The following is a 20,987-nucleotide window of genomic DNA, read 5'->3' on the forward strand; positions in this document are numbered from 1 at the left end:
GCATTGACGTGGAGATCCGCGACGCGCGGGTGCTCACCGCCGACGGCGGCCTCGTCGTGGCGGTCTATGAGGAGCACCAGCGGACGGATGAGCCGCACAGCGCCCGGCGCAGCACGGCCGTGTTCGTGCGGGATCCGGCGGCGCGGCACGGCCTGCGCTGGCGGCACCCGCACGAGACGTGGATCAGCCCGCCGAGCGCCCGTCCGAGCCCCTGACGCCCCGTCCCCTTGGCGGCGGTCCGGGGGCGGCGCCGGGTTCCTCCGCGAATGGCCGACCACGGGAGTTCTGCGACACCCCGCAGACGATGTCCGGTTCATCCGCGGGACTCGGGTAACGTTGCTGTCGCCAACGGTGGACCTACCGAGGAGGTGAGACCCGTCAACGCTCGATCAGGCCGGGTGCTCCCCCTCACGGCCGTGCGGCCAGTCCGGCACAGGTGACCGAAGGGAGTGCCCGCAGGCATCCCGAAAGGCTCTCTTGTCGGTCTCACCGTCACCTCTCCCCCGGTCCGCCGTCGTCACCAGGCTCCGCGCCGCCGGCTGCGTCTTCGCCGAGGACGAGGCGCATCTGCTCACATCCACGGCACGGACGCCGGCCGAACTCGACGCCATGGTGGAACGGCGGGTCGTCGGCCTGCCCCTCGAACACGTCCTCGGCTGGGCGGAGTTCTGCGGCCTGCGCATAGCGGTCGACCCCGGGGTCTTCGTGCCCCGCCGCCGCACCGAGTTCCTCGTCCACCAGGCCGCCGCCTTCGCCCGCCGGGCCGCGAGTCCCGTCGAAGGGACCGCCGCCGATCCCCGCTCGACCGCCGACTCCGCTGATCAGCCCCTTCCCCGGCCACCGGCCGTCGTCGCCGACCTGTGCTGCGGCTCGGGGGCGGTGGGCGCAGCGGTGGGCGCGGCCCTGGAACGGGTCGAACTGCACGCCGCCGACATCGACCCCGCCGCGGTGCGCTGCGCCCGCCGCAACGTCGCCGCCGCCGGCGGCCGGGTCTACGAGGGCGACCTCTACGAGCCGCTGCCCGCCGCGCTGCGGGGCCGCGTCGACGTCCTGATCGCCATCACCCCCTACGTCCCGACCGAGGAGGTCGGGCTGCTGCCCAGGGAGGCCCGCATGCACGAATCGCGGGTGGCGCTCGACGGCGGCGCCGACGGGCTCGACGTCCTGCGACGGGTGACCGCGGCGGCGCCGCTGTGGCTGGCACCGGGCGGCCACATGCTGGTCGAGACGAGCGAGCGCCAGGCGCCGCGCGCCGTCGAGATCTTCGGCCGCAGCGGGCTGGTGCCGCGGGTGGCCCATTCCGAAGAGCTGGAGGCCACCGTCGTCATCGGGACCGGGCCCGCCCCGCCGGAGCGGACCGGACCTCCTCCGAAGGACCGGCTCAGTCCCTGATTCCGGGCTCGGACTCCATGACGGTGTCGGCGACCTCGCTCAGCCGCGGAAGGTGGTCGAGCACCCGGTCGGCGGCTCGCCCGCGGCCGTCGGATGCCGGGGCGCGTGGATCGGATAGTCTCGCCGACCGTGAAGCGCTGATCCGCCCTCCGGCCGTCCGGCGCCGTCGAGCAGGGCTCCGGCGCCTGCTTCGCGCTGTCCGCGCATCGGGCCGGATCGGCGGATCCCCGGTGACGGTGATCGATCGGTGCTTCCCGAGAACAGGTGATGACATTGCAGGACCAGGAATTCCTCGACCACGTCGGCGACCGGCTCGCCGCGCTGCCCAACGTCCGCGCGGTCAGCCTCGGCGGCTCCAGGGCCCAGGGCACCCACCGGCCCGACAGCGACTGGGACCTCGCCCTCTACTACCGCGGCGGCTTCGACCCCGACGGACTGCGGGCCCTGGGCTGGCCGGGCGAGGTCTCGGAGGTCGGCGGCTGGGGCGGCGGAGCGTTCAACGGAGGCGCCTGGCTGACCATCGACGGACGCCGTGTGGACGTGCACTACCGCGACCTCGACGCCGTGGAGCACGAGATCGCCGAGGCGCGGGAGGGCCGGTTCCACTGGGAGCCGCTGATGTTCCACCTGGCCGGGATCCCCAGCTACCTGGTCGTCGGCGAACTCGCGATCAACCGGGTGCTGCGCGGCGAACTGCCCCGCCCGTCCTACCCGCGGGCGCTGCGCTCGGCCGCCGCCGGGCACTGGCGGGCGAGCAGCCGCCTCACCCTGGCCTACGCCGAGGCCGACCACGCCCCGCGCGGTCGGCACGCCGAGACCGCGGGAACCGTCGCGACAGCGGCCGTGCAGGCCGGGCACGCGGTCCTCGCCGCGCGCGGCGCGTGGGTCACCAACGAGAAGACCCTGCTGGACCGGGCCGGGCTGCGCGGCGTCGACGCCGTCATCGCGGGCATGGACTCCGACCCCGAGTCCCTGGCCGCGGCCGTCACCGCGGCCGGGGAGCTGTTCGAGTCGGCGTTCGGCACGGCCCCGACGGACGGCTGACCCGGCCCTTCGCAGCGAGGAGGCGGAAGGGGGCCCGGTTCACGGGGCGGTGAGAACCAGCGGACCGTCGGCGGTGATGGCGACCGTGTGCTCGCTGTGAGCGGCGCGGCTGCCGTCGGCGGTGCGCACCGTCCAGCCGTCGGGGGCGATCCGGTAGGCGTCGCCCCCGCGGGTGAGCATGGGCTCCAGCGCCAGGACCAGGCCGGGCCGCAGCCGCATCCCCCGTCCGCCCCGGCCCTCGTTGGGCACGTGCGGGGCCTCGTGCATGACGCGCCCGATCCCGTGGCCGCCGTGGTCGGCGAGCATCCCGTAGCCGGCGCCGCGCGCGGCGCCGCCGATCGCCTCGGAGACATCGCCGATCGTGCGGCCCGGCCGCGCGGCCTCGATCCCGGCGCGCAGCGCCCGGTCGGTCGCCGCGATCATCGCCGCATCGGCCGGGTCGGCCGCTCCGGCGATGAAGGTGGTCGCCGCGTCGGCGCACCAACCGCGCAGGCGGGCCCCGCAGTCGATGCTCACCACGTCGCCGTCCTCGATGCGCTCGTCGGTGGGGACGCCGTGCGCGACGGCGTCGTTGAGGCTGGCGCAGACGGTGTCGGGGAACGGCGCGGGAGCCCCGCTCGGGTGATGGCCCAGGAACAGCGGTTCGGCGCCGGCGTCGGCGATCACCTTGGCGGCGACCTCGTCGAGCTCGCGCACCCGGACTCCTGCGGCGGCGTGCGCACGCACGGCGTCGAGCGCCCGGGCCACGATCCGCCCCGCGGCGCGCATCGCCTCGATCTCGGCGGGCGTCTTCAGCTCGACCATGTCACTCCCTCTCTTCACCAATAACTATACCGGTATTAGTATCACGGACATGGTTCGAGTTCCCTTGACCCCCTACGAGCGCGACCGCGGCGAGCGGCTGGGGTGCCTCCTGCGCGAGGCGCGCGGGCAACGCAGCATGGCCCACGTCGCCGCGCGGGCGGAGATCTCCGTGGAGACGCTGCGCAAGATCGAGACCGGGCGCATCCCGACCCCGGCGTTCTTCACGATCGCCGCGCTGAGCGAGGCGCTGGGACTTTCCATGGACGATATCGCCGCGGCCCTGCCCAAACCCGGACAGGACCCGGCCCTGGCCTCGTAATGCCAGGCCGGCCATGGTCGGTTTCGGTCGGAATATTGCCGGTTTCACCATGGCGGGCGCGGTCCGCGTCGGTCCGCGCCTCCGGTGTCACCGGCGGGCGGGGCCGTTCCCGTACCTTCCGGTGCTTCCACAGATCAGAACCCCGGTGAGAGGGCTGGATCGGCCGGGGATTCCCCGGCGCAATTGCGGTGAAGAGTTTCTATATCGGCACCCGGGTATTCGGACACTTCTGCTGATGGTCGCCGCGATGGCGATTTCCGGAACCATTCCCGAATCCACCGGCAATTCCGATAGCTTCCCGCCATGCCGACAACCGAGCATGAGATGCCGATCGAGTTCCTGCACAACCGCCCGCAGATCGCGGCGAGTCTGCTGCAGGACGCCTTCGGCGTCCCGATACCCGACCACGACGAAACGCGCCTGGCCTCAGGCGACTGCACCGACAACCAGCCGAAGGAGTACCGCGCCGACGCAGTAGTGACTCTGAGCCGCCAGGGAATCAACACCATGGCGGTGGTGGTCGAGATCCAGCGCGCCAAGGACGCCCGGAAGCGCTATTCCTGGCCGGTCTACGTCTCCACCATGCGTGCCCGCCTGGAGTGCCCCACGGTGCTGCTGGTGATCTGCCCCGACGAGGCGACGGCCCAATGGGCCGGCGAGCCCATCGGGATGGGCCATCCCGGGTGGAGCCTGGCCCCCTTGGTCCTCGGCCGCGCCCGGACGCCGGTGGTCACCACACGCGAGCAGGCGCTCGCCGCACCGGAGATCGCCGTGCTCTCGGCCGTGGCTCACGGCGCGGAGGACAAGGACACCCTCGTGGCGTGCGCGGAGGCGTTGAATTCACTGAGCTCCGAACTGTTCGGGCTCTACCATGACTATGTGGTGACCGCACTATCAGGCACGGCCCGCGCACACTGGGAGGCGTTGATGGCGAGTAAAACCTACGAGTACAAGAGCGAGTTCGCCCGCAAGTACGTGGCCGAGGGCGAGGCCAGGGGCGAGGCCAGGGGCGAGGCCAGGGGCGAAGCCAGGGGCGAGGCCAGGGCGATCCTGCGGATGTTGGCCGCGCGCGGGATCGCGGTGAGTGAGGAGGCTCGCGACCGGATCACCTCCTGCACCAGTACCGATCAGCTCGAGGCCTGGGTGGACCGCGTCGCCTTCGTCGACTCCGCCGAAGAACTCTTCGACTGATCCGATGGCGAGCAGGACCTACGAGTACAAGAGCGAGTTCGCCCGCAAGTACGTGGCCGAGGGCGAGGCCAGGGGCGAGGCCAGGGGCGAGGCCAGGGGAATGGCCAAGGTGATCCTGCGGGCAATGGCCGCGCGCGGGGTCGCGGTGAGTGAGGAGGTCCGTGAGCGGATCGCCTCCTGCACCAGCATCGACCAGCTCGAGGCCTGGGGAGATCGTGTCGCCTTCGTCGACTCCGCCGAAGAACTGTTCGACTGAAACGCCGGGGCGCCCTCAGGGCCTCGTGCGGTCGGGTCATCACACGCGCCTCCCCGCTTTCCACCGGTGGCCGTGTGCGAGGCCGTCAGGTCTTGCGCACGGCCACCGTGCGGGCGCACGTCGAATCTCCGGTGACTCTCACATGTCCCGCAGCGACCCTCGACCCGCCTACAGCACCTCGTGCAGGCGGTCGTCGAGGTCGGAGGCCAGCAGCCGGGAGTAGGTGGCGGTGATGTGGTGGCTGTCGCGGTAGACCAGCACGTTGCCGATCACCGCCGGGCAGTCAGGTCCCGCGCAGAACCGGTCGGTCAGGTCCAGCACGTCGGTCCGGGCCTCGGTGCGCTGCGCCGCCTCCACCTGCGGGTCCTCGCGCGACAGCGCGTCCTCGCGCGCGCGGGTGCAGGCCGAGAGGTCGTCGGTGTGGCGCAGTACGCACTCGGTGATCTGCGACTTGGTCCGCGGGCTGTCCCGAATGACGACGACCCTGCTCCCGGAGTCCGACAGCTCGTCCCACAGCCGCGTCATGCCCTCGGTGATCCGCTCGTCGCCCTCCTCCCGCGACTCCGCCTCGGCGGCCTTCGCGTTCACGCTGGAGCTGGTGAACACCATGTCGGGACCCAGGGACTCCAGTTCCCGCATGACCCCCTCGTTCCACTCCCGGCACTGGAGGTAGGGGGCGCCCTCCGGAACCGTGATCAAGGTGTCGGTGAACGCGCACGAGGCCTTGGTGTAGGTGTGCAGCCGCCAGCCGTGCCGCTCGGCGACCTCCTGCAGTGCGGGGACCCAGTGGGCGGCGTGGGAGTCGCCGACGATCGCGACCTCGACGGCCGCGTCGTCGGGCCCGTAGACGCAGTGGCGCGGCTCGGTGTCGTCGTTACTGGCCTGGCAGCCGTCGGAGTAGACGTCGGGGAGGTCGTCCTCGGCCTCCAGCGGTGAGGGGTAGACCGGCTCGGTGAGCGCGGTCGGCACCGGTTCGGCCAGCGCCGACGGCCCCTGGTGGACGGCCGGGTCGAAGTCGACGGTGCGCAGCCGCTGGAGGTTGGCCAGGTGCCCGCCGCCGATCACCGCGACGACCAGGATCGCGGCCACCGCGAAGGCCAGCGCCGGCTTGAACGTGCGCAGCGCCGCGGCGCGGCGCACCGGGTCCTCCACGGTGATCTTGGTCCCCCAGGACAGCAGCACCGAGAGCATCAGCACCAGGAGGCCGGTCACGGGCGTGAGCTCCCGTTCGGAGACGCTCACGGTGAACACGATGACCGGCCAGTGCCACAGGTACAGCGCGTAGGAGATGTCGCCGACGAAGCGGGCCGGCGCGCAGGCGAGCGCGTCACCGGCCGACCACCGCCCCTGCCCGGCCGCGATCACGGCCGCCGCTCCCAGCACCGGCAGCGCCGCGGTGTAGCCGGGAAAGGCCGTCGCGGAGTCGTAGCCCCAGGCCGCGGCCGCGATCGCGGCGAGCCCGGCCCAGCCCAGCGGCCACCGCACCCGCTCCGGCAGTCCCCACCGGGCCAGCGCGAGCGCCAGCACGCCGCCGACGGCCAGCTCCCACATGCGCGTCTGCGGCAGGAAGTAGGCCTGGGCCGGCTCGGTGGCGGTCAGCCACACCGAGCACGCGAACGAGGCGGCGGCGACCAGCAGCGTCGCCCCCAGGATCAGGTCGCCGCCGCGGCGCACGCGGGGCCGCATCCAGGCCCAGCCGATGAACAGCAGCGGCCACACCAGGTAGAACTGCTCCTCGACCGCCAGCGACCAGAAGTGCTGCACCGGCGTCTCGGCCGCCTCGGCCGCGAGGTAGTCCACGGCCTGGTGCGCCAGGTACAGGTTCTCGGCGTAGGCCGCGCTCGCGATCAACTGGAGCGCGGTGTCCTCCAGCCGGGTCAGGGGCAGCAGCAGGTAGGCGCAGACGCCGGTGACGGCCAGCACCAGGGTCGCCGCGGGCAGGATGCGGCGGATGCGCCGCACGTAGAACCCGGCGAGGGAGACCCGCCCCTCGCGGTGGACCTCGCGGATCAGCATCGTCGTGATGAGGAAGCCGGAGATCACGAAGAACACGTCGACGCCGACGTAGCCTCCGGGGATGAGGTCGGCATCGATGTGGTAGACGACCACGAGCAGGACGGCGACGGCGCGCAGGCCCTGCACCTCGGGGTAGAAGCGGCGGCCGTCGGCGGGCGCGCGGGTGGCGGGGGCGGCCGCGGGGGCGGTCTCGGTTGTCACTGAGCTCAATCCAGGCGACGCATCGGCGATGGGGGGACGGGCGGGGCAGGATGCGAAGGCGACGCAGGTGCGTCGCCTCGGGGTAACCCATGGTGACCCCTCCGCCGCGCCAAGATCACGCTTCGGCCACGATGTTACTCAGGTTTCACTCAGAAACACTCATCATTCACTCAGGAATCCGAGCGAATTGTCGTGGAATCTTATGAAACCTCCCGCGCGCCGGGCGGTCCGGCGCCGGCGGTCGACCCATGGGACAGGGCCTCCTCCAGGCCGGCGGGCAGCGGCCGCGGCTCCTCCAGCCGGACGCCGTCGCGGCCGATCCAGTAGCGCCGCAGCACGTCCAGCACCACCGAGACCTGGAGGGCCGTGATGCCGGGGATGCGCGCGAGGTCGTCGGAGAGGAAGTCGGCCAGGTGCGCCTCGTCCCGGAACACCGCGTGGTGGATCACCGAGGAGGCGCCGGCGACGACCGAGACGTAGCGGGCGGAGGGGTGCGCGCCCAGCGCGTCGGCGACGTCGGCGACCGAACCGGGGTGCGCGGTCAGCGAGAGGACCGCCTCCAGCTCCATGCCCAGCAGGCCCGGCTCCACCTCCACCCTCGGGCGCACGGCCCTGCGCTCCAGCAGGGACTGGACCAGGCGGTAGGCCGTCGACTGGCTGACCCCGAGCTCCCTGGCGACCTCGCCGGAGCTCGCCCGCGCGTCGTGGTGCAGCATCCGGACGGCGCGCGCCTCCTGCGCGCTCAGCGGCTCCTGGGAGGCACGGGGGGCCTCGTCGCCGCCGACGTCGGTGTGGGGCTGCAGGATCCGCAGCGCTTCGGGGTCGAGCCGGTCCAGCCGCCAGGCGTCGGCCCGGGTGACCGGCCGCAGCACGAGGTCGGACTGCGTGGCGACCACGCCGTCGACGGAGGGGATCTCGTGGGTGAGCAGGTCCTTGACCCGCTCCCTGCTCGACGGGTGCACGACGCAGTAGACGTCGGCCCGGCCGCTGGTCATGGCCACGAACTGCGTCTCGGGCCGCTCGGCGAGCCGGCGGGCCACGCTCTGCAGCCGGCCCGGGACGGTGTCGACCCAGAGGTGGCGCGGGTGGGCGTCGGAGAGCAGCGTCCAGTCCACCTGCCCGATGACCCGCACGAGCCGTTCGGCCTGGAGGCGCTGCAACCGCCGCCCCACGGTGCTCGCCGAGCTCCCCAGGGCGTCGGCCACGACGTTGATCGGCGCCCGGGGTGCCCGCTGCAGGGCCGCCACGAGGTCCAGGTCGAGCTCGTCCAGTATCACCTGTTCACCCACAGCCGGATCATACCGATCACGGAGCCGTGTCGACTTGAATGCTTCCCCCATTTCGATGCCCTCAGTTGACATACTCACCCATCGAGCGTGCAATGTACTAGTCAACGGCGGGACGGGGAGGCATCCCGCCCAGTGCGATCGGCGATTCCAAGGAGCACCGGTGACCACGCCCAATTCCACGCGCCCCAAGCGGTCGATGTCACTGCTACTGGGCACCTTGCAGGTCATCGAACGGGCGGGCAACAAGCTGCCGCACCCGTTCTGGCTGTTCACGATCATGGCGGGGTTCGTGATCGTGCTCAGCGCCGTGCTGAGCGCCCTGGGCGTCTCGGCCGTCTCCCCCGTCGACGGCGAGCGCATCGCGGTCAAGAGCCTGCTCTCCGCCGAGGGCGTGCAGACCATCATCGGCGACGCGGTCACCAACTTCGCGACGTTCCCGCCGTTGGCGCTGATCGTCGTCGTCATGCTCGGCGTCGCGGTGTCGGAGCGGAGCGGACTGCTCAACGCGATGCTGCGCGGCAGCGTCACCCGGGTCCCCGCCAAGTGGCTGACCTTCGTCGTCGCGCTCACCGGCATCACCGGCAGCGTCGCCTCCGACGCCGCCTACGTCGTGCTCATCCCCCTGGGCGCCCTGGTGTTCAAGGCCGTCGGCCGCAGCCCGATCCTCGGCCTGGTCGTGGCCTTCGGGTCGATCTCGGCCGGCTACAACGCCTCCCTGCTCATCACGCCCACCGACGCGATCCTGGCCGGCCTGACCACCAGCGCCGCGAACTTCATCGACGCCGGCTACACGGTCACCCCGCTGGCCAACTACTTCTTCTCCGCGGTCTCGGCCGTCGTCCTGGCCGTCCTGATCACCCTCGTCACCGAGTTCGTGCTGACCAGGCGCACCGCCGGCATGGAGGCCGACGGCGAGGGCGTGGAGGAGCACCTCGGCGAGATGGCCCTGACCGGCGCCGAGCGGCGCGGGCTGCGCAACGCCGGCATCACCGTGCTGATCGTCGCCGCGGTCCTCGTCGCGACGCTGGCTCCCGCCGCCTCACCGCTGCGCGGGGAGGACGGCACGGTCCTCGGCTCGCCGATCATCACCGGCGTCGCCTACATCCTGGGAATCCTGTTCCTGCTGGTCGGCGTCGTCTACGGCCGCACGGTGGGCACCGTGACCGCCGCGCGCGACATCCCCGCGGCGATGACCACCGGTGTGCGCGACCTCGCGCCCGTGATCGTGCTGTTCTTCGCCGCCTCGCAGTTCCTGGCCTACTTCAAGTGGACCGGCATCGGCGAGATCGTCGCGATCCGCGGCGCCGGAGTGCTGGACTCGGCCGGCGTCCACCCGATCGTGCTGTTCCTCGGCATGATCGTGTTCTCCGCCGCGCTGAACCTGCTCATCACCAGCGGATCGGCGCAGTGGACCCTGATCGCGCCGATCTTCGTGCCGATGTTCATGCTGCTCAACGTTCCGCCGGAGGCGACGCAGGCGGTGTACCGCATCGCCGACTCCAGCACCAACGTCATCAGCCCGATGAGCCCCTACTTCGTCATGGCGCTGGGCTTCCTGCAGCGCTACCGCAGGGACGCCGGCATCGGGACGCTGATCTCGCTGACCCTGCCGATCTCCCTGACCATCCTGATCGGCTGGACGCTGCTCTTCCTCGGCTGGTGGGCCCTCGGCATCCCGCTGGGCCCGGGAGCACCGGTGCGCTGACCGCGGCGCCCGCGCCGGGGGCCTCCCGGCGCGGGCGCTCCCTTGCCCCCTGTACCCCTTTTTCCGACATGAGAAGGTGACGACGTGAGCGAAGCGGTGACGGCGGACCTGGCGGCCGCGGCCCGACGCGACCTGCCCGAGATGCTCGCCGACCTGCGCCGGCTGGTGGAGCTGGAGACCCCCAGCAACGACAAGTCCCTGCTGGACGCCGGGCTCGACGGCATCGAGGCCTGGCTGTCGGAGCGGCTGGGCGAGCCGGCCGAGCGGACCCGCCACGACGGCGGCGCCTTCGGCGACGTCCTGGAGGCCACCTATCCCGGTACCACCGCCGAGACCGTGCTGCTCGTCTGCCACTACGACACGGTCTGGCCGCGCGGCACCCTGGCCGAGTGGCCGGTCGGCATCGACGGCGACCGGTTCAGCGGCCCCGGCTGCTTCGACATGAAGGCCGGCATCGTCCAGGGTGTCTGGGCGCTGCGCGCGCTGCGCGAGGCGGACCTGCCCCGCCCCACGGTGCGGCTGCTGCTCAACGGCGACGAAGAGATCGGCAGCCCCGCGTCGCGCCCGTACATCGAGCGGGCCAGCGAGGGTGTGGCCGTCACCCTCATCCTGGAACCGAGCCGCGAGGGCATGGTCAAGATCCAGCGCAAAGGCATGGGGCTGTTCGACGTCACCGCGCACGGCGTGGAGTCCCACGCCGGCCTGGACCCCGCGGCCGGGGCGAGCGCGATTCACGCCCTGGCCGAGATCGTCCCCGCGCTCACCGCCCTGGCCGACCCGGACCGGGGCACCACGGTCAACGTGGGCGTCATCTCCGGCGGTACCGGGCGCAACGTCGTCGCCGGCCGTGCGACCTGCGAGGTCGACGTGCGCATCCAGGACCCAGCCGAAACGGCCCGCGTCGACGCCGGCCTGACCGCGCTCGCCGCCACGGACCCGCGCGTCAAGATCGAGGTCGCGGGCGAGTGGAACCGCCCGCCGATGAACCCCAACCCCGCCACCGAGCGCATGTTCGCGCTGATCCGGGAGGTCGCGGCTGAGCTCGGCACCGACCTCGGCGCGATCGCGGTGGGCGGGGCCAGCGACGGCAACCTCGTCTCCGCGCTGGGCCGGCCGGTCCTCGACGGGCTGGGCGCCGTGGGCGCCGGCCCGCACTCCCGCGACGAGCACGTCCTGGTCAGCGGCACCCCCACCCAGGTCGCGACGGTCGCCGGCCTGATGGAGCGGATCGCCCGCGGCGGACGTTAACCTCGTGCTCCCGCCGAGGGGCGTGCGGCGGACGCCGCCGTCCTCGGCGGCGAGCTCCCGACGACCGGCCCGCCGGTCGGATCCTTCTCCGGCGGTGGTCCCCGGCCGCTCCTTCAGCCGGTGCACTCCGGTGCGGAATACCACGGCGGCACGCCGCGTCACCCTATCCCCATGTCTCATGATTTGGGAAGAGAGTTCCATTTAATGATACGCCGGGGTAGTACGCCGGGGTGCTGGCCGACGCCGGCTTCGAGGTGACCGGCGCGTGGCTGTTCGACCGCCCCACCCGCCTGGGCGGCGAGCAGGGCCTGGCGAACTGGGTCAGGATGTTCGGCGGCCACCTGCTGGCCGACGTCATCGCCCCCGAGGCGTTCCTCGCCGAGCTGTCGGTGCGGCTGCGCCCCGCCCTGCACCACGACGGCACCTGGTGGGCCGACTACCGCCGACTCCGGGTGACCTCGGTGAAACCGGGCTGAGACCGCACCCGGCTCGCGGCCGCGGTCGGCCGCGGCTTTTCGGCAGCCTCGGTCAGAGCCGGGCGCCGACGGCGGCGTCGGCGTCGGGCGTCCCGCGCTCGCCCGGGTAGGCCACGCCGATCCGCGCACGGATCGCGTCGAGGGTGTCGGCGATGCGCAGGCTCTCCTCCCACGGCATCAGCGGGCTCTCCAGCGCGCCGGCGCGCACCAGGTCGGTGACGGCCGCCGCCTCGTACTCGAAGCCGTTGGCCCGCCGGGGGAACGTGAACTCCCTGGGCTCGCGTCCGGGCAGGTGCAGGACGAAGCCGGTGGGGTTGTACCACTCCCCGACCTCGATCCGCCCGCGCGTGCCGACGATGACGGCCCGGTTGGGCATGTCGGTCTCGATGGAGCAGCTCAGCAGCCCCACGGCGCCCGAAGAACCCGAGATCACCAGGCCGACCTGGGAGTCCACCCCGCTGGGCGCCTTGACCGCGCGGGCGTCGATCCCGACCGGTTCGCCTAGGAACACCGAGGCCAGGGCGATGGGGTACACGCCCACGTCGAGCAGTGCGCCGCCGCCCAGCGCGGGGGCGAACAGACGGCTGTCGGGATCGTACTCCGAGCGCCATCCGATGTCGGCGATCAGCGTCGTGACCTCGCCGATCGTCCCCGATTCCACCAGCGCGACGATCTCGCGCATCGCGGGGGCGAACCGGGTCCACATCCCCTCCATCAGGAAGCGGTCCGCGTTCCGGGCCGCCGCGACCATCTCCCGCGCCTGCGCGGCGTTGAGCGCCAGCGGCTTCTCGCACAGGACGTGCCGGCCGGCCTCCAGGCACAGCAGCGTCGCCGCGTGGTGGGCGGGGTGCGGCGTGGCCACGTAGACGACGTCGACCTCGGGGTCCTCGGCGAGGGAGCGGTGGGTGCCGTGGCGCCGCGGGATCTCCCAGCGGTCGGCGAAACGGTGCGCGGTGGCGTCGGTGCGCGACCCGACTGCGGCGACCTCGGCGCCCTCGACGGCCCGCAGCCCCTGGACGAACCGTTCGGCGATCGCGCCCGTCCCCAGGATGCCCCACCGGACGGGGGAAGTCTCTGTCAGCATGGCGGCATCCTAGTTTCGGGGCGCGCCGTCGGCCGCCCCGGCCTCGTCGCCATCGCCACCGACATCGCCGTCTCCGTCGCCGAGGAGCGCCGTGCCCAGCGGCGTCCGCCGGTAGAGCACCCGGCGGCCCACCCGGGCCGACTCCAGCAGACCGGCGTCGCGCAGGGCCGTGAGGTGGCCGGACACGCTCGCCCGGCTGAGGCCGTGGGCCGCGGCGAGCGCCGTGGTGTTGCCCGCCTCGCCCAGCGCCGCCAGCAGACGGGCGCGGGTGCGGCCGATCAGCGCGGCCAGTGCCTGAGGGGGACGCGCGGCCGGGCGCCACAGCTCGCCGATGCCGCGCGCCGGATAGACCAGCGTGGGCTGCCACGGCGGGTCCGCGATCAGGATGATGTCGGGCCAGACGAAGGCGCTGGGCATGAGTACCAGGCCGTCGCCCTCCAGGTGCCGCAGGCCGCGGTCGGCGCCCGTGATGTGCAGGATTCCGCCGTCCCAGCGCACTCTCGGGTCCAGCTCGCCGAGCAGCCGCCCCAGTCCGCTGTCGGCGAGGGTGCGGGCGCGTACCGCGATGTCGGCGTCGAGCAGGGCGCGCAGCCGGGGCCAGTACGGCCGGACCAGGTGCTCCCAGCACGCCTCCAGCGACCGGGCGAGCTCGTCGCGCGCGGCCCCCGGGTCGGCGAGCATCCGGCTGACGGGGTCCGCGGGCAGGTCGCGGGCGGGATCCAGCAGGGACGGCCGCAGTTCCGCCATCACCTGCTCCGGCGGCGTGGCCCGCACCCGCGCCAGTTCGGTGTCGATTCCGGTCAGCGGGCCTTCGGGCGGCGGGGTGAGGAAGTCGGGGACCCAGCCCGGCTGCGCCAGCACCAGCCGCAACGGCGCCAGGACGGGCTCCGGCGGCAGTGCGACCCGGCGTGCCCAGGCCAGGTGGTGGGCCAGCCGGTGGCCGGTGAGCACGGTGTGCGCCGCCGACAGCGTCTCCCACAGCGGCGACATCGCGAACCGCACCAGCAGCACGTCGCGCGGCCCGAAGACGATCCGCGCCATGGCCCCTCCCAACGATTCGACCATATCCGAATCCATTGCGGGCGCCCCCGCCCCGGCTGAGCCTGGGCGGCATGACCCAGCCTCTTCCCATCGACGGCTCCGTGCCGGCACCGGCCACCTACCGCCAGGTCATGGCGGTGCCGGAGTTCCGCGTGGTCCTCCTCGCCGAGATCCTCGCGATCCTCGGCCAGGTCGCCGTGCAGATCACCCTCTCCGTGCTCATCTACCAGCGCACCGGTTCGCCGCTGCTGTCCTCGCTGGCCTTCGCGCTCGGCTTCGTCCCCTACCTGCTGGGCGCCACCCTGCTCTCGGCCGTCGCCGACCGCTTCCCCACCCGACCGGTGCTGGTGCTCACCCAGTCGGTGAGCGCGGCCGTGATGGCCTGCATGGCGGTTCCGGGCACACCCGTTCCCGTGCTGCTCCTGCTGCTGCTGGCCACCGGGACCATCGCGCCGGTCTTCCAGGGCACCCGCGCGGCCGCGCTGCCCGATGTGCTGGCCGGCGACGGATACCCGCTGGGCAGGTCGCTGCTGCGCATGGCGGCGCAGACCGCGCAGATCGCCGGGTTCGCGCTGGGCGGCGCGCTACTGCTGGTCGTCTCCACGACGACCGCGCTGCTCGTCGCCGCCGGCGCCATGGCGGCCTCCGCCGTGATCCTGCGCGCGGGGACCCGGCTGCGCCCGGCGCGCCGGCGGACCTCCGGCCCCTCCGCCTCCGTCGCGCGGGAGTCGCTGTCCGGAGTGGCCGAGGTGCTGCGACTGCCGCGGCTGCGCCCGCTGCTGGTGCTGACCTGGCTGGCGCCGGCCCTGGCGATCGCCCCCGAGGCGCTGGCGGCGCCGCTGTCGGCCTCCATCGGCGCCGGCAGCGCCGGAGTCGGCCTGCTGCTGTCGGCCGCGCCGATCGGGATGATCGCCGGTGAGCTCCTGGCCGGCTCCCTGCTCCCCGGTTCGGTCCGGGTCCGGTTCATGGTGCCGATGGCGCTGGTGGTCTTCGCGCCGATGCCGCTCTTCTGGGCCGAGCCCGGCCTGGCGGTGTCGGTGGCGTTGCTGATGCTGTGCGGGACCGGGTTCGCCCACACGCTGGGTCTGGACCGGCTCGTCCTGGCGGCGACGCCCGACGAGCTGCGCGGGCGCGCGCTCACCGTCGTCTCGGCCGGGATGATGATCACGCAGGGGCTCGGGTTCGCCGCGGCCGGCGCCGCCGCGGAGTTCGCACCCCCGCACCTGGTCATCGTCGGAGCCGGGGTGTGCGGGCTGGCCGTGGTGCTGCTCTCCGGCCGCGCCGCCCGGCGCCACCGCACGCAGGGGACGGCATCGCCGCGGGACGAGTGGATCCGGCGCGCACGACGGGCCCGCTGACAGCGAGGAGCGAGGGCGGCCGCCGGTCGGCCGGGACGCGTGGTGGTGCAGTGGTTCTGCGACGGCACATCGACGAGTAAGGGGCTCAGGATCTCCCGCGGTCCTTCGACGCCGGTGAAGTGCAGGCCCGCCGTGCCCAGAGCCCGCCGACCACGACCGGCCGGTGGCCTGGGCCTTCGCCACCGGAGTAAAGTCGAAGACGGCGGCCGGTAAGCGCAGGGAGGGCACCGGCATGGCGCGACGGCGATGGCGCGATCTCAGCGGCAGGCAGCGTCACTGGATCGCGGTCGGAGCCGTCATCCAGGTGTGCCTGACGGGGGCCGCCCTCATAGACCTACGTCGACGACCGGCCGAGCGGATCAACGGGTCGCGGAGGTTCTGGACGATGGCTGCGTTCGTCGACTTCATCGGCCCGCTCGCCTACTTCCTTCGTGGTCGCCGTCGGCTCTGAGCACGGGGACGTCGAAGAAGGCCCCGGGCATCTGAGCGCCCGCCGGAGCCGCTGCCTTTCAGACCGCCGCAGCGCGGTCGGGACGAAACGGCGTCAGGTCGGTCTCGGAGGCGTTTCCCATCGCCAGCTCTGCGGCGACCATCCCCTGGTAGGGGCCGTAGGTGAGCCCTTCGGCGCCCAGGCCGGTGGCCACGACGACGCCGGGCAGCGACTCGATGCCGCCCAGGAGCTGCAGGCCGTCGCGACCGGCCGGCCGGAACCCGACGCGGGTCTCGACCACGGTCGCCTCGGCCAGGCCCGGGGCCGTCTCCAGCGCCTCGGAGAGGACGTGGTGCAGCCCGCCGCCGGTCACCCGGTGGTCGAATCCGGCCTCCGGTTCCCTGGTCGCACCGACGACGACCCGGTTCGGCGCGAACGTGACCATGTAGTGGCCGCGGTCGCCGACGCGCACGATCGGCCAGTCGGCGGTGCCGCGGCCGGGCATCGCGAGATGCAGGATCTGGCCGCGCACGGGGTGGACCGGCAGTTCGACGCCGAAGGGCCGCAGCAGCTCGGCCGACCACGCGCCTGCGGCGACCACCACGGCGTCGGCCCTCAGTTCCTCGGCGCCCACCCGCACGCCGATCACACGGGTGCCGTCGCCGATGAGTTCGGCGTCGCCCCTGCGCCGGCGCAGGGCGCGCTCCTCCGCGGCGTGCAGCAGAGCGGCGCGCGCCTGCCGCCCGTTCAGCCGGGCCATTCCGGCGACCATTACTCCTGAGTAGTCTTCGCGCAGCACCGGGAACCGCCGTGCGGGCCCGCCCCTTTCGAGGCGGGTGACCTCGCCGATCCCCTCGTAGCCGGGCTGGGCGGCCAGCCGCAGCAGCGCCTCACGGTCGCCGTCGGCCGCGGCGTCGTCGGTGCTCACCGATATCCCGCCCACGACCTCGTATCCGGTGGGATCCTGCCCGTCGTCGGCGAGTTCGGCCATGAGCGCCGGGTAGTGCGCGGCGGCCTTGAGCCGGAAGTCGCGCACCTCCGCGGCCATTCCGGGGAAGGGCCACGGGAAGATCACGCCGGCCCCGGCCGCCGTCGCCTGGCCGCGGTCGGCCCGGTCGACCAGGGTGGTGGAGACCCCGCAGCGGGTCAGGTGGTAAGCCGCACCGGCTCCGACGATTCCCCCGCCGATCACGATCACGCGCATGGGCCCACCCTGCCAAACAGCCGGTGCCCGCGCCAGTTCCTCGAACACTCCCCGACTCCGGGCCGGATCGGCCACGCCCCTCCACCGGCGAGCAGCGCCCAGAGCGGCGGCCCGACACGCTGGAAGCGGCCGGGGGCCGCCGAATCTTCCGCCGGATATCCGGGAACGGCCCTCGCGGAGCCGACCGCGGAAGGCAGGACGACCGTCTTCCGGGGGTCACCGGTCTCCCCTGGATCGTTGATGGGGGAAGGCCGGGACTGTTTCCAGGTCTTGGCCGGGCCCGTGCGGACCTGGTGGGGCTGTTGTCAGCGCGCTGACGGCAGCCTTTCCACGTCATGCGGTGGTGAACGAAAGGACTGCGACCACAGCCTTCCAACTCCCATCAGCGTCTGGTGTGTACCTTGGGAGGGGTTCGGAATTCGGCGTCGTTCCCCGGCCGAGGGGCTCTTTGGTTTCACGCCCGCAGGAATTGCTCGCGACCGACCGACCAGAATTGCACAGCGATGACCACCCCGCCTCCTCTGCCCTCCACTTCCGACTCCTCTGCCTCGGAACTCCGGCCTCCCGGCCGCCCACCGGCGCCACCGCGCCGGTGGGCGGCCGCGGCGCTGCTCGGCGGCGCCGCAGCGGTGGCGCTGCCTGCGGCGGTGCTGTTCTTCTCCGCGCTGGAGTCCCTGCTCTTCTGGGACGGGCACCTAGGCCCGTCCCGCAACGTCCTCGCAGTCGAGGTTGTGGGCGGACTCCTGGTCCTGACAGGGCTGTGGGCGGTGTGCGGGCGGGTGCTGCGCCGCCTCGGCGGGGTCGGCGGGTTGCGGTGGCCGAGCGGTGTCCCATGGTGGGGCCATGCGGCCCTCGTCGTGCTCTCCGGCGCGTTGATCTGCGCGGCCGCGGTCACACTCCGTCGGCGCCGGGTGGCGGGGGCGGCCGCGGCCGCGGTGGCCGTCATGGCGCTCGCCTCGGGTGCGGCGGCCGATGTGCTTTCGGCACGGGCCGAGCTGCGCGCCGAGTTCGACCGGTACACCGCCATTCCGGTCATGCAGCACTCGGATTGGGAGCCGGTGGGTGTCGAGCCGCGTCCGGACCAGGGCGAGGTGGTGGTGGAGTACCGCCACGTGCGGAACGCCGACGCGGTGCCGGCGTTCCTCTACGCCCACCGCCCGAAGGAGTCCGACGGGCGGCAGCGGGATGAGGACTGCCCCGGGGGCACCGAGGACTGCGTGGGGGTCGAACGCGGTGATTTCACCGTCATGTTCCGCGACTCCTATGGCCCGACCCTCTACATGGACCTTGATGCGCAGACCCGTGTCCACCTCGCCTGGCACACCGATTCCGAGGAGGAGCTGGTCGCGCTCGCCGAGCACGTCAGGCCCGCCACCACCGCCGAGCGCGCCGAATTGCGAGACATGGTCGGTCGACTCGGACCCGGCGGGTCCTGATCCGGCCGACCGGCAGCGCCTCCGGGGCGGGGAACCTGAACTATGATCGAGGTTGCTTTAGAATCGGCCGCGTGGCACAGATGTCGTGGAAGACCAGGGAACTCACGGTCGGTCAGCTCGCCGCCCGCAGCGGCGTGGCGGTCTCGGCGCTGCACTTCTATGAGCGCCAAGGGCTGCTCCGCAGTCGGCGGACGGCCGGCAACCAGCGCCGCTACACCCGGGACACGCTGCGTCGGGTCGCGTTCATCCGCGTCTCGCAGCGCGTCGGCATCCCCTTGAGCGCGATCAGGGAGGCGTTGGCCCGGCTGCCCGAGGAGCGCACGCCCACCCGGGAGGACTGGGCGCGGCTGTCGGCGATGTGGCGCAGCGAGCTCGACGACCGCATCCTCCAGTTGCAGCGGCTGCGCGACGACCTGACCGGCTGCATCGGCTGCGGCTGCCTGTCCCTGAGCGACTGCGTGCTGTCCAACCCGCACGACGTGCTCGGCGAGGAGGGCCCGGGGGCGCGCCGCCTGCTCGTCGACTGCGTCCGGTCCTGCGCCGAGGATCCGGTCGCCGACTCCTCCTCGGCCCGCGACTCCGCCGGCGACGGCTAGCGCGGCGTCCCGCCGGGGTCGGCGGAGGGGGTGGAGGGGGTGACGAAGTCGCGGATGAGGCCCTCGACGTCGCGCACGATGGGGCGCAGGATCCGGTAGCGGGAGAGCGAGACCAGCCGCGCCACCAGCGGAGTGCAGCGCCGCACGAACCGGCGGCTGCGCTCGCAGCCGGGCGTGCGGTCGAAGACCCAGAACATGACGACGCCCATTTGCAGCAGCCAGAGGAGCTCGGGCAGCAGCTCGGCCAGCTCGTCGTCGATCTTGAGGCCCGAGCCCGTCAGCACCTCCCGGTAGAGCGAGACCGCGGTGGCGCGCGCGGGGCGCGACTCCTCCGAGAGAGGGCTGAGCGGACTGCTGGGGTCGGCCGCGTTGCGGAAGAACTGGGTGGCGAACCCGTGGTAGGGCTCAGCGGTGTCCAGCCACGTCGTCAGGGCGGTGCCGAGTCGCTCGCCGAAGTCCCGCCTCCCGGCGAGGGCCGGGGTGGCCCTCGCGCTGTGCTCGCGGGTGATCCGGTCGTAGAAGCCCTGGATCAGGTGCTCCTTGGAGCCGAAGTAGTAGTAGGCGTTGCCGACCGAGACGCCGGCCTCCTTGGCGATGGCCCGCATCGTGGTGCGGTCGTACCCGCGCTCCTGGAAGAGCCGCATCGCGGTCTCCAGGATGAGCGCGCGGGTCTGCTCGCTCTTGGCCGACCCGGCGCTCCGCGCCCGTCTCCCGCCGCCCTCCCCTGCCGGGGCGGCGTCGGCGGGGGCGTCGTCGGTCGGCGCTGCGCTGTCCACGCCCCCACCCTAGTCGGGCACGGGGCAGCGGTCGTCGCAGCCGTCGGAGGGCGGCCGGTCCTCCTCGTCCCGCGGGCGCGGGCCGAAGTCCTCCTCCCCGTCCGGTCCCGGTCGGCCCGGTGAACGGGTGGCCTTGCGGTATCCCGACGCGGCCAGCAGCGCGCCCCGGGCCAGCCGCGCCCCGGAGGGCGTGCAGAAGCGGTCGGCCATGGGCCGGTAGCCGGCGAGCGCCCACAGGCAGACGACGAAGGCGCGGGCGTCGGTCCAGACCTGCCCGCTGTCGCCGATCACGGTGATCTCGCGCAGCGTCGCGGAGTGGTCGAGGTGCGGATAGCGGATCGCGGCCTCGGCCGAGCCGGCCGGGACGAAATCCAACGGCACCAGTCGCGGCTGCCGGCCGAGCCAGCCGCGCAGGTGGCGGCAGAGCGGGCAGTCGGCGTCGTAGAGGACGACCAGCCCGCGCACCGGGGGCGCGGCGGCCCGGCTTCGCGCGGGGGTGGTCGCGGCCATCGGGATCACCTCTGCTCTCGGGTCTGGGGGACGGCCGGCTCGGTCCACCCCGCCGGGGGCACCGGTGGGTGCTCCTCCCGGTCCAGGACCGCGCGGCGGCGCACCCTGCTCAGCGTGTACATGTTGGCGAAGTGCAGGATGCCGAGGACGAGCAGGACCGTGCCGATCTTCGCCGAGAGGGCGTCGAAGATCCCGCGGACAACGGTGATGTCGACCCCGAGCCGCATGTGGAAGGCGATGAAGCCCAGGTTCACCAGGTAGAAGCCGACGACCAGCAGGTGGTTGACGGACATGGCGAACTCCTCGTTGCCCTTGAACACCTCGGCGAGGAAGATCCTGCCGTTCCGGCTGAGTGTGCGCGCCACCCAGACGGTGAGTCCGATGCTGATCAGCAGGTAGGTGGCGTAGGTGACGACGGCGAAGTCCATGTTTCCTCTTTTGAACGTGTTCAAATCTAATGTCGACCACGACTCTAAACCTGTTTTTGAACGCGTTCAAGAGGGTGGGCGGGAGCACTCCGCCGTCGACGCGGCCCTGCGCGAACCACGGCCACGTCCGCATCGGCGACGCGCCGCCGAAAACGGGGCGGCGGGCCGAAACTCATCGGCCCG

General features: G+C 72.8%; 22 protein-coding genes. 13 read left to right on the forward strand and 9 right to left on the reverse strand.

The window, feature by feature from the left end; genetic code table 11:
- Positions 1–8: 8 nt before the first annotated feature.
- The 3 genes from HDA32_RS12775 (at position 9) to HDA32_RS12785 (ending at position 2,436) form a co-directional block, all read left to right on the forward strand.
- Positions 9–215 carry a hypothetical protein gene (locus HDA32_RS12775; protein WP_179643394.1) on the forward strand — a complete coding sequence of 69 codons (207 nt, stop codon included), beginning with the start codon at positions 9–11 and terminating at the stop codon, positions 213–215.
- Between the two features lie 262 nt (positions 216–477).
- Positions 478–1,392 carry a putative protein N(5)-glutamine methyltransferase gene (locus HDA32_RS12780; protein WP_179643395.1) on the forward strand — a complete coding sequence of 305 codons (915 nt, stop codon included), beginning with the start codon at positions 478–480 and terminating at the stop codon, positions 1,390–1,392.
- Between the two features lie 267 nt (positions 1,393–1,659).
- Positions 1,660–2,436, forward strand: a complete 777-nt coding sequence (locus HDA32_RS12785) for a nucleotidyltransferase domain-containing protein (RefSeq protein WP_179643396.1) — start codon at positions 1,660–1,662, stop codon at positions 2,434–2,436.
- Between the two features lie 39 nt (positions 2,437–2,475).
- Here the strand turns inward: HDA32_RS12785 and map are convergent, their stop codons facing one another.
- Entirely contained in the window at positions 2,476–3,240 is a 765-nt protein-coding gene (map, locus tag HDA32_RS12790) for a type I methionyl aminopeptidase (protein ID WP_179643397.1), read from the reverse strand.
- Positions 3,241–3,289: 49 nt separating this feature from the next.
- Between map and HDA32_RS12795 the strand changes: the two genes are divergently transcribed.
- The 3 genes from HDA32_RS12795 to HDA32_RS12805 all read left to right on the forward strand — a co-directional run bounded on the left by HDA32_RS12795 (position 3,290) and on the right by HDA32_RS12805 (position 5,006).
- Positions 3,290–3,559 (forward strand): helix-turn-helix domain-containing protein, encoded by a 270-nt coding sequence (locus tag HDA32_RS12795; RefSeq protein ID WP_179643398.1) that lies wholly within the window; start codon positions 3,290–3,292, stop codon positions 3,557–3,559.
- Between the two features lie 303 nt (positions 3,560–3,862).
- Positions 3,863–4,750 carry a hypothetical protein gene (locus HDA32_RS12800; RefSeq protein ID WP_179643399.1) on the forward strand — a complete coding sequence of 296 codons (888 nt, stop codon included), beginning with the start codon at positions 3,863–3,865 and terminating at the stop codon, positions 4,748–4,750.
- A 4-nt stretch (positions 4,751–4,754) separates the two neighbouring features.
- Positions 4,755–5,006: a hypothetical protein gene (locus HDA32_RS12805; RefSeq protein WP_179643400.1), complete on the forward strand. Its 252-nt coding sequence runs from the start codon at positions 4,755–4,757 to the stop codon at positions 5,004–5,006.
- A gap of 168 nt (positions 5,007–5,174) precedes the next feature.
- On the opposite strand, the gene HDA32_RS12810 is transcribed toward HDA32_RS12805, so the two are convergent.
- Both HDA32_RS12810 and HDA32_RS12815 read right to left on the reverse strand, forming a co-directional pair.
- Positions 5,175–7,223, reverse strand: a complete 2,049-nt coding sequence (locus HDA32_RS12810; RefSeq protein ID WP_312863162.1) for an acyltransferase family protein — start codon at positions 7,221–7,223, stop codon at positions 5,175–5,177.
- Positions 7,224–7,423: 200 nt separating this feature from the next.
- Positions 7,424–8,512 carry an Lrp/AsnC family transcriptional regulator gene (locus HDA32_RS12815; protein ID WP_376766958.1) on the reverse strand — a complete coding sequence of 363 codons (1,089 nt, stop codon included), beginning with the start codon at positions 8,510–8,512 and terminating at the stop codon, positions 7,424–7,426.
- Between the two features lie 196 nt (positions 8,513–8,708).
- Here HDA32_RS12815 and HDA32_RS12820 point away from each other — a divergent pair, with 196 nt between their 5' ends.
- The 3 genes from HDA32_RS12820 to HDA32_RS12830 all read left to right on the forward strand — a co-directional run bounded on the left by HDA32_RS12820 (position 8,709) and on the right by HDA32_RS12830 (position 11,941).
- Positions 8,709–10,217 (forward strand): AbgT family transporter, encoded by a 1,509-nt coding sequence (locus HDA32_RS12820; RefSeq protein ID WP_179646662.1) that lies wholly within the window; start codon positions 8,709–8,711, stop codon positions 10,215–10,217.
- 84 nt (positions 10,218–10,301) lie between these two features.
- Positions 10,302–11,465 carry a M20 family metallopeptidase gene (locus tag HDA32_RS12825; RefSeq protein WP_179643401.1) on the forward strand — a complete coding sequence of 388 codons (1,164 nt, stop codon included), beginning with the start codon at positions 10,302–10,304 and terminating at the stop codon, positions 11,463–11,465.
- 230 nt (positions 11,466–11,695) lie between these two features.
- Positions 11,696–11,941 carry a hypothetical protein gene (locus HDA32_RS12830; RefSeq protein WP_179643402.1) on the forward strand — a complete coding sequence of 82 codons (246 nt, stop codon included), beginning with the start codon at positions 11,696–11,698 and terminating at the stop codon, positions 11,939–11,941.
- Between the two features lie 52 nt (positions 11,942–11,993).
- On the opposite strand, the gene HDA32_RS12835 is transcribed toward HDA32_RS12830, so the two are convergent.
- A complete protein-coding gene (locus tag HDA32_RS12835; protein ID WP_179643403.1) occupies positions 11,994–13,025 on the reverse strand; it encodes a Gfo/Idh/MocA family protein in 1,032 nt (343 codons plus the stop codon).
- A 9-nt stretch (positions 13,026–13,034) separates the two neighbouring features.
- Complete coding sequence (locus HDA32_RS31410; RefSeq protein ID WP_281370386.1) at positions 13,035–14,090, reverse strand: ArsR/SmtB family transcription factor; 1,056 nt, start codon at positions 14,088–14,090, stop codon at positions 13,035–13,037.
- 47 nt (positions 14,091–14,137) lie between these two features.
- Between HDA32_RS31410 and HDA32_RS12845 the strand changes: the two genes are divergently transcribed.
- Positions 14,138–15,424 carry an MFS transporter gene (locus HDA32_RS12845; protein WP_179643405.1) on the forward strand — a complete coding sequence of 429 codons (1,287 nt, stop codon included), beginning with the start codon at positions 14,138–14,140 and terminating at the stop codon, positions 15,422–15,424.
- Positions 15,425–15,656: 232 nt separating this feature from the next.
- Positions 15,657–15,875 (forward strand): hypothetical protein, encoded by a 219-nt coding sequence (locus HDA32_RS12850; RefSeq protein ID WP_179643406.1) that lies wholly within the window; start codon positions 15,657–15,659, stop codon positions 15,873–15,875.
- 58 nt (positions 15,876–15,933) lie between these two features.
- Here HDA32_RS12850 and HDA32_RS12855 read toward each other — a convergent pair whose 3' ends face one another.
- Entirely contained in the window at positions 15,934–17,058 is a 1,125-nt protein-coding gene (locus HDA32_RS12855) for an NAD(P)/FAD-dependent oxidoreductase (RefSeq protein WP_179643407.1), read from the reverse strand.
- A gap of 503 nt (positions 17,059–17,561) precedes the next feature.
- Here HDA32_RS12855 and HDA32_RS12860 point away from each other — a divergent pair.
- Both HDA32_RS12860 and soxR read left to right on the forward strand, forming a co-directional pair.
- Positions 17,562–18,494 carry a hypothetical protein gene (locus HDA32_RS12860; protein WP_179643408.1) on the forward strand — a complete coding sequence of 311 codons (933 nt, stop codon included), beginning with the start codon at positions 17,562–17,564 and terminating at the stop codon, positions 18,492–18,494.
- An 80-nt stretch (positions 18,495–18,574) separates the two neighbouring features.
- Positions 18,575–19,090 (forward strand): redox-sensitive transcriptional activator SoxR, encoded by a 516-nt coding sequence (soxR, locus tag HDA32_RS12865; RefSeq protein WP_179646663.1) that lies wholly within the window; start codon positions 18,575–18,577, stop codon positions 19,088–19,090.
- On the opposite strand, the gene HDA32_RS12870 is transcribed toward soxR, so the two are convergent.
- The 3 genes from HDA32_RS12870 to HDA32_RS12880 are packed head-to-tail and all read right to left on the reverse strand — an operon-like array spanning position 19,087 to position 20,804.
- The gene (locus HDA32_RS12870) at positions 19,087–19,866 is read right to left on the reverse strand and encodes a TetR/AcrR family transcriptional regulator (RefSeq protein WP_312863163.1); all 780 of its coding nucleotides are present in this window, start codon (positions 19,864–19,866) and stop codon (positions 19,087–19,089) included. The two genes, soxR and HDA32_RS12870, sit on opposite strands and share 4 nt — an antisense overlap.
- 9 nt (positions 19,867–19,875) lie before the next feature.
- Positions 19,876–20,376, reverse strand: a complete 501-nt coding sequence (locus tag HDA32_RS12875; protein WP_179643409.1) for a thiol-disulfide oxidoreductase DCC family protein — start codon at positions 20,374–20,376, stop codon at positions 19,876–19,878.
- 5 nt (positions 20,377–20,381) lie between these two features.
- Positions 20,382–20,804, reverse strand: a complete 423-nt coding sequence (locus tag HDA32_RS12880; protein ID WP_179643410.1) for a hypothetical protein — start codon at positions 20,802–20,804, stop codon at positions 20,382–20,384.
- Positions 20,805–20,987: the final 183 nt, after the last annotated feature.

The sequence above is a fragment of the Spinactinospora alkalitolerans genome (genome assembly GCF_013408795.1).
Classification (GTDB): domain Bacteria; phylum Actinomycetota; class Actinomycetes; order Streptosporangiales; family Streptosporangiaceae; genus Spinactinospora; species Spinactinospora alkalitolerans.

Coding starts and splice junctions, on each gene's coding strand:
- HDA32_RS12785 (WP_179643396.1), top strand. CDS start 1,660: ATGACATTGCAGGACCAGGAATTCCTCGACCACGTCGGCGACCGGCTC.
- map (WP_179643397.1), bottom strand. CDS start 3,240: ATGGTCGAGCTGAAGACGCCCGCCGAGATCGAGGCGATGCGCGCCGCG.
- HDA32_RS12795 (WP_179643398.1), top strand. CDS start 3,290: ATGGTTCGAGTTCCCTTGACCCCCTACGAGCGCGACCGCGGCGAGCGG.
- HDA32_RS12800 (WP_179643399.1), top strand. CDS start 3,863: ATGCCGACAACCGAGCATGAGATGCCGATCGAGTTCCTGCACAACCGC.
- HDA32_RS12805 (WP_179643400.1), top strand. CDS start 4,755: ATGGCGAGCAGGACCTACGAGTACAAGAGCGAGTTCGCCCGCAAGTAC.
- HDA32_RS12820 (WP_179646662.1), top strand. CDS start 8,709: ATGTCACTGCTACTGGGCACCTTGCAGGTCATCGAACGGGCGGGCAAC.
- HDA32_RS12835 (WP_179643403.1), bottom strand. CDS start 13,025: ATGCTGACAGAGACTTCCCCCGTCCGGTGGGGCATCCTGGGGACGGGC.
- HDA32_RS31410 (WP_281370386.1), bottom strand. CDS start 14,090: ATGGTCGAATCGTTGGGAGGGGCCATGGCGCGGATCGTCTTCGGGCCG.
- HDA32_RS12845 (WP_179643405.1), top strand. CDS start 14,138: ATGACCCAGCCTCTTCCCATCGACGGCTCCGTGCCGGCACCGGCCACC.
- HDA32_RS12850 (WP_179643406.1), top strand. CDS start 15,657: ATGGCGCGACGGCGATGGCGCGATCTCAGCGGCAGGCAGCGTCACTGG.
- HDA32_RS12855 (WP_179643407.1), bottom strand. CDS start 17,058: ATGCGCGTGATCGTGATCGGCGGGGGAATCGTCGGAGCCGGTGCGGCT.
- HDA32_RS12860 (WP_179643408.1), top strand. CDS start 17,562: ATGACCACCCCGCCTCCTCTGCCCTCCACTTCCGACTCCTCTGCCTCG.
- soxR (WP_179646663.1), top strand. CDS start 18,575: ATGTCGTGGAAGACCAGGGAACTCACGGTCGGTCAGCTCGCCGCCCGC.
- HDA32_RS12875 (WP_179643409.1), bottom strand. CDS start 20,376: ATGGCCGCGACCACCCCCGCGCGAAGCCGGGCCGCCGCGCCCCCGGTG.
- HDA32_RS12880 (WP_179643410.1), bottom strand. CDS start 20,804: ATGGACTTCGCCGTCGTCACCTACGCCACCTACCTGCTGATCAGCATC.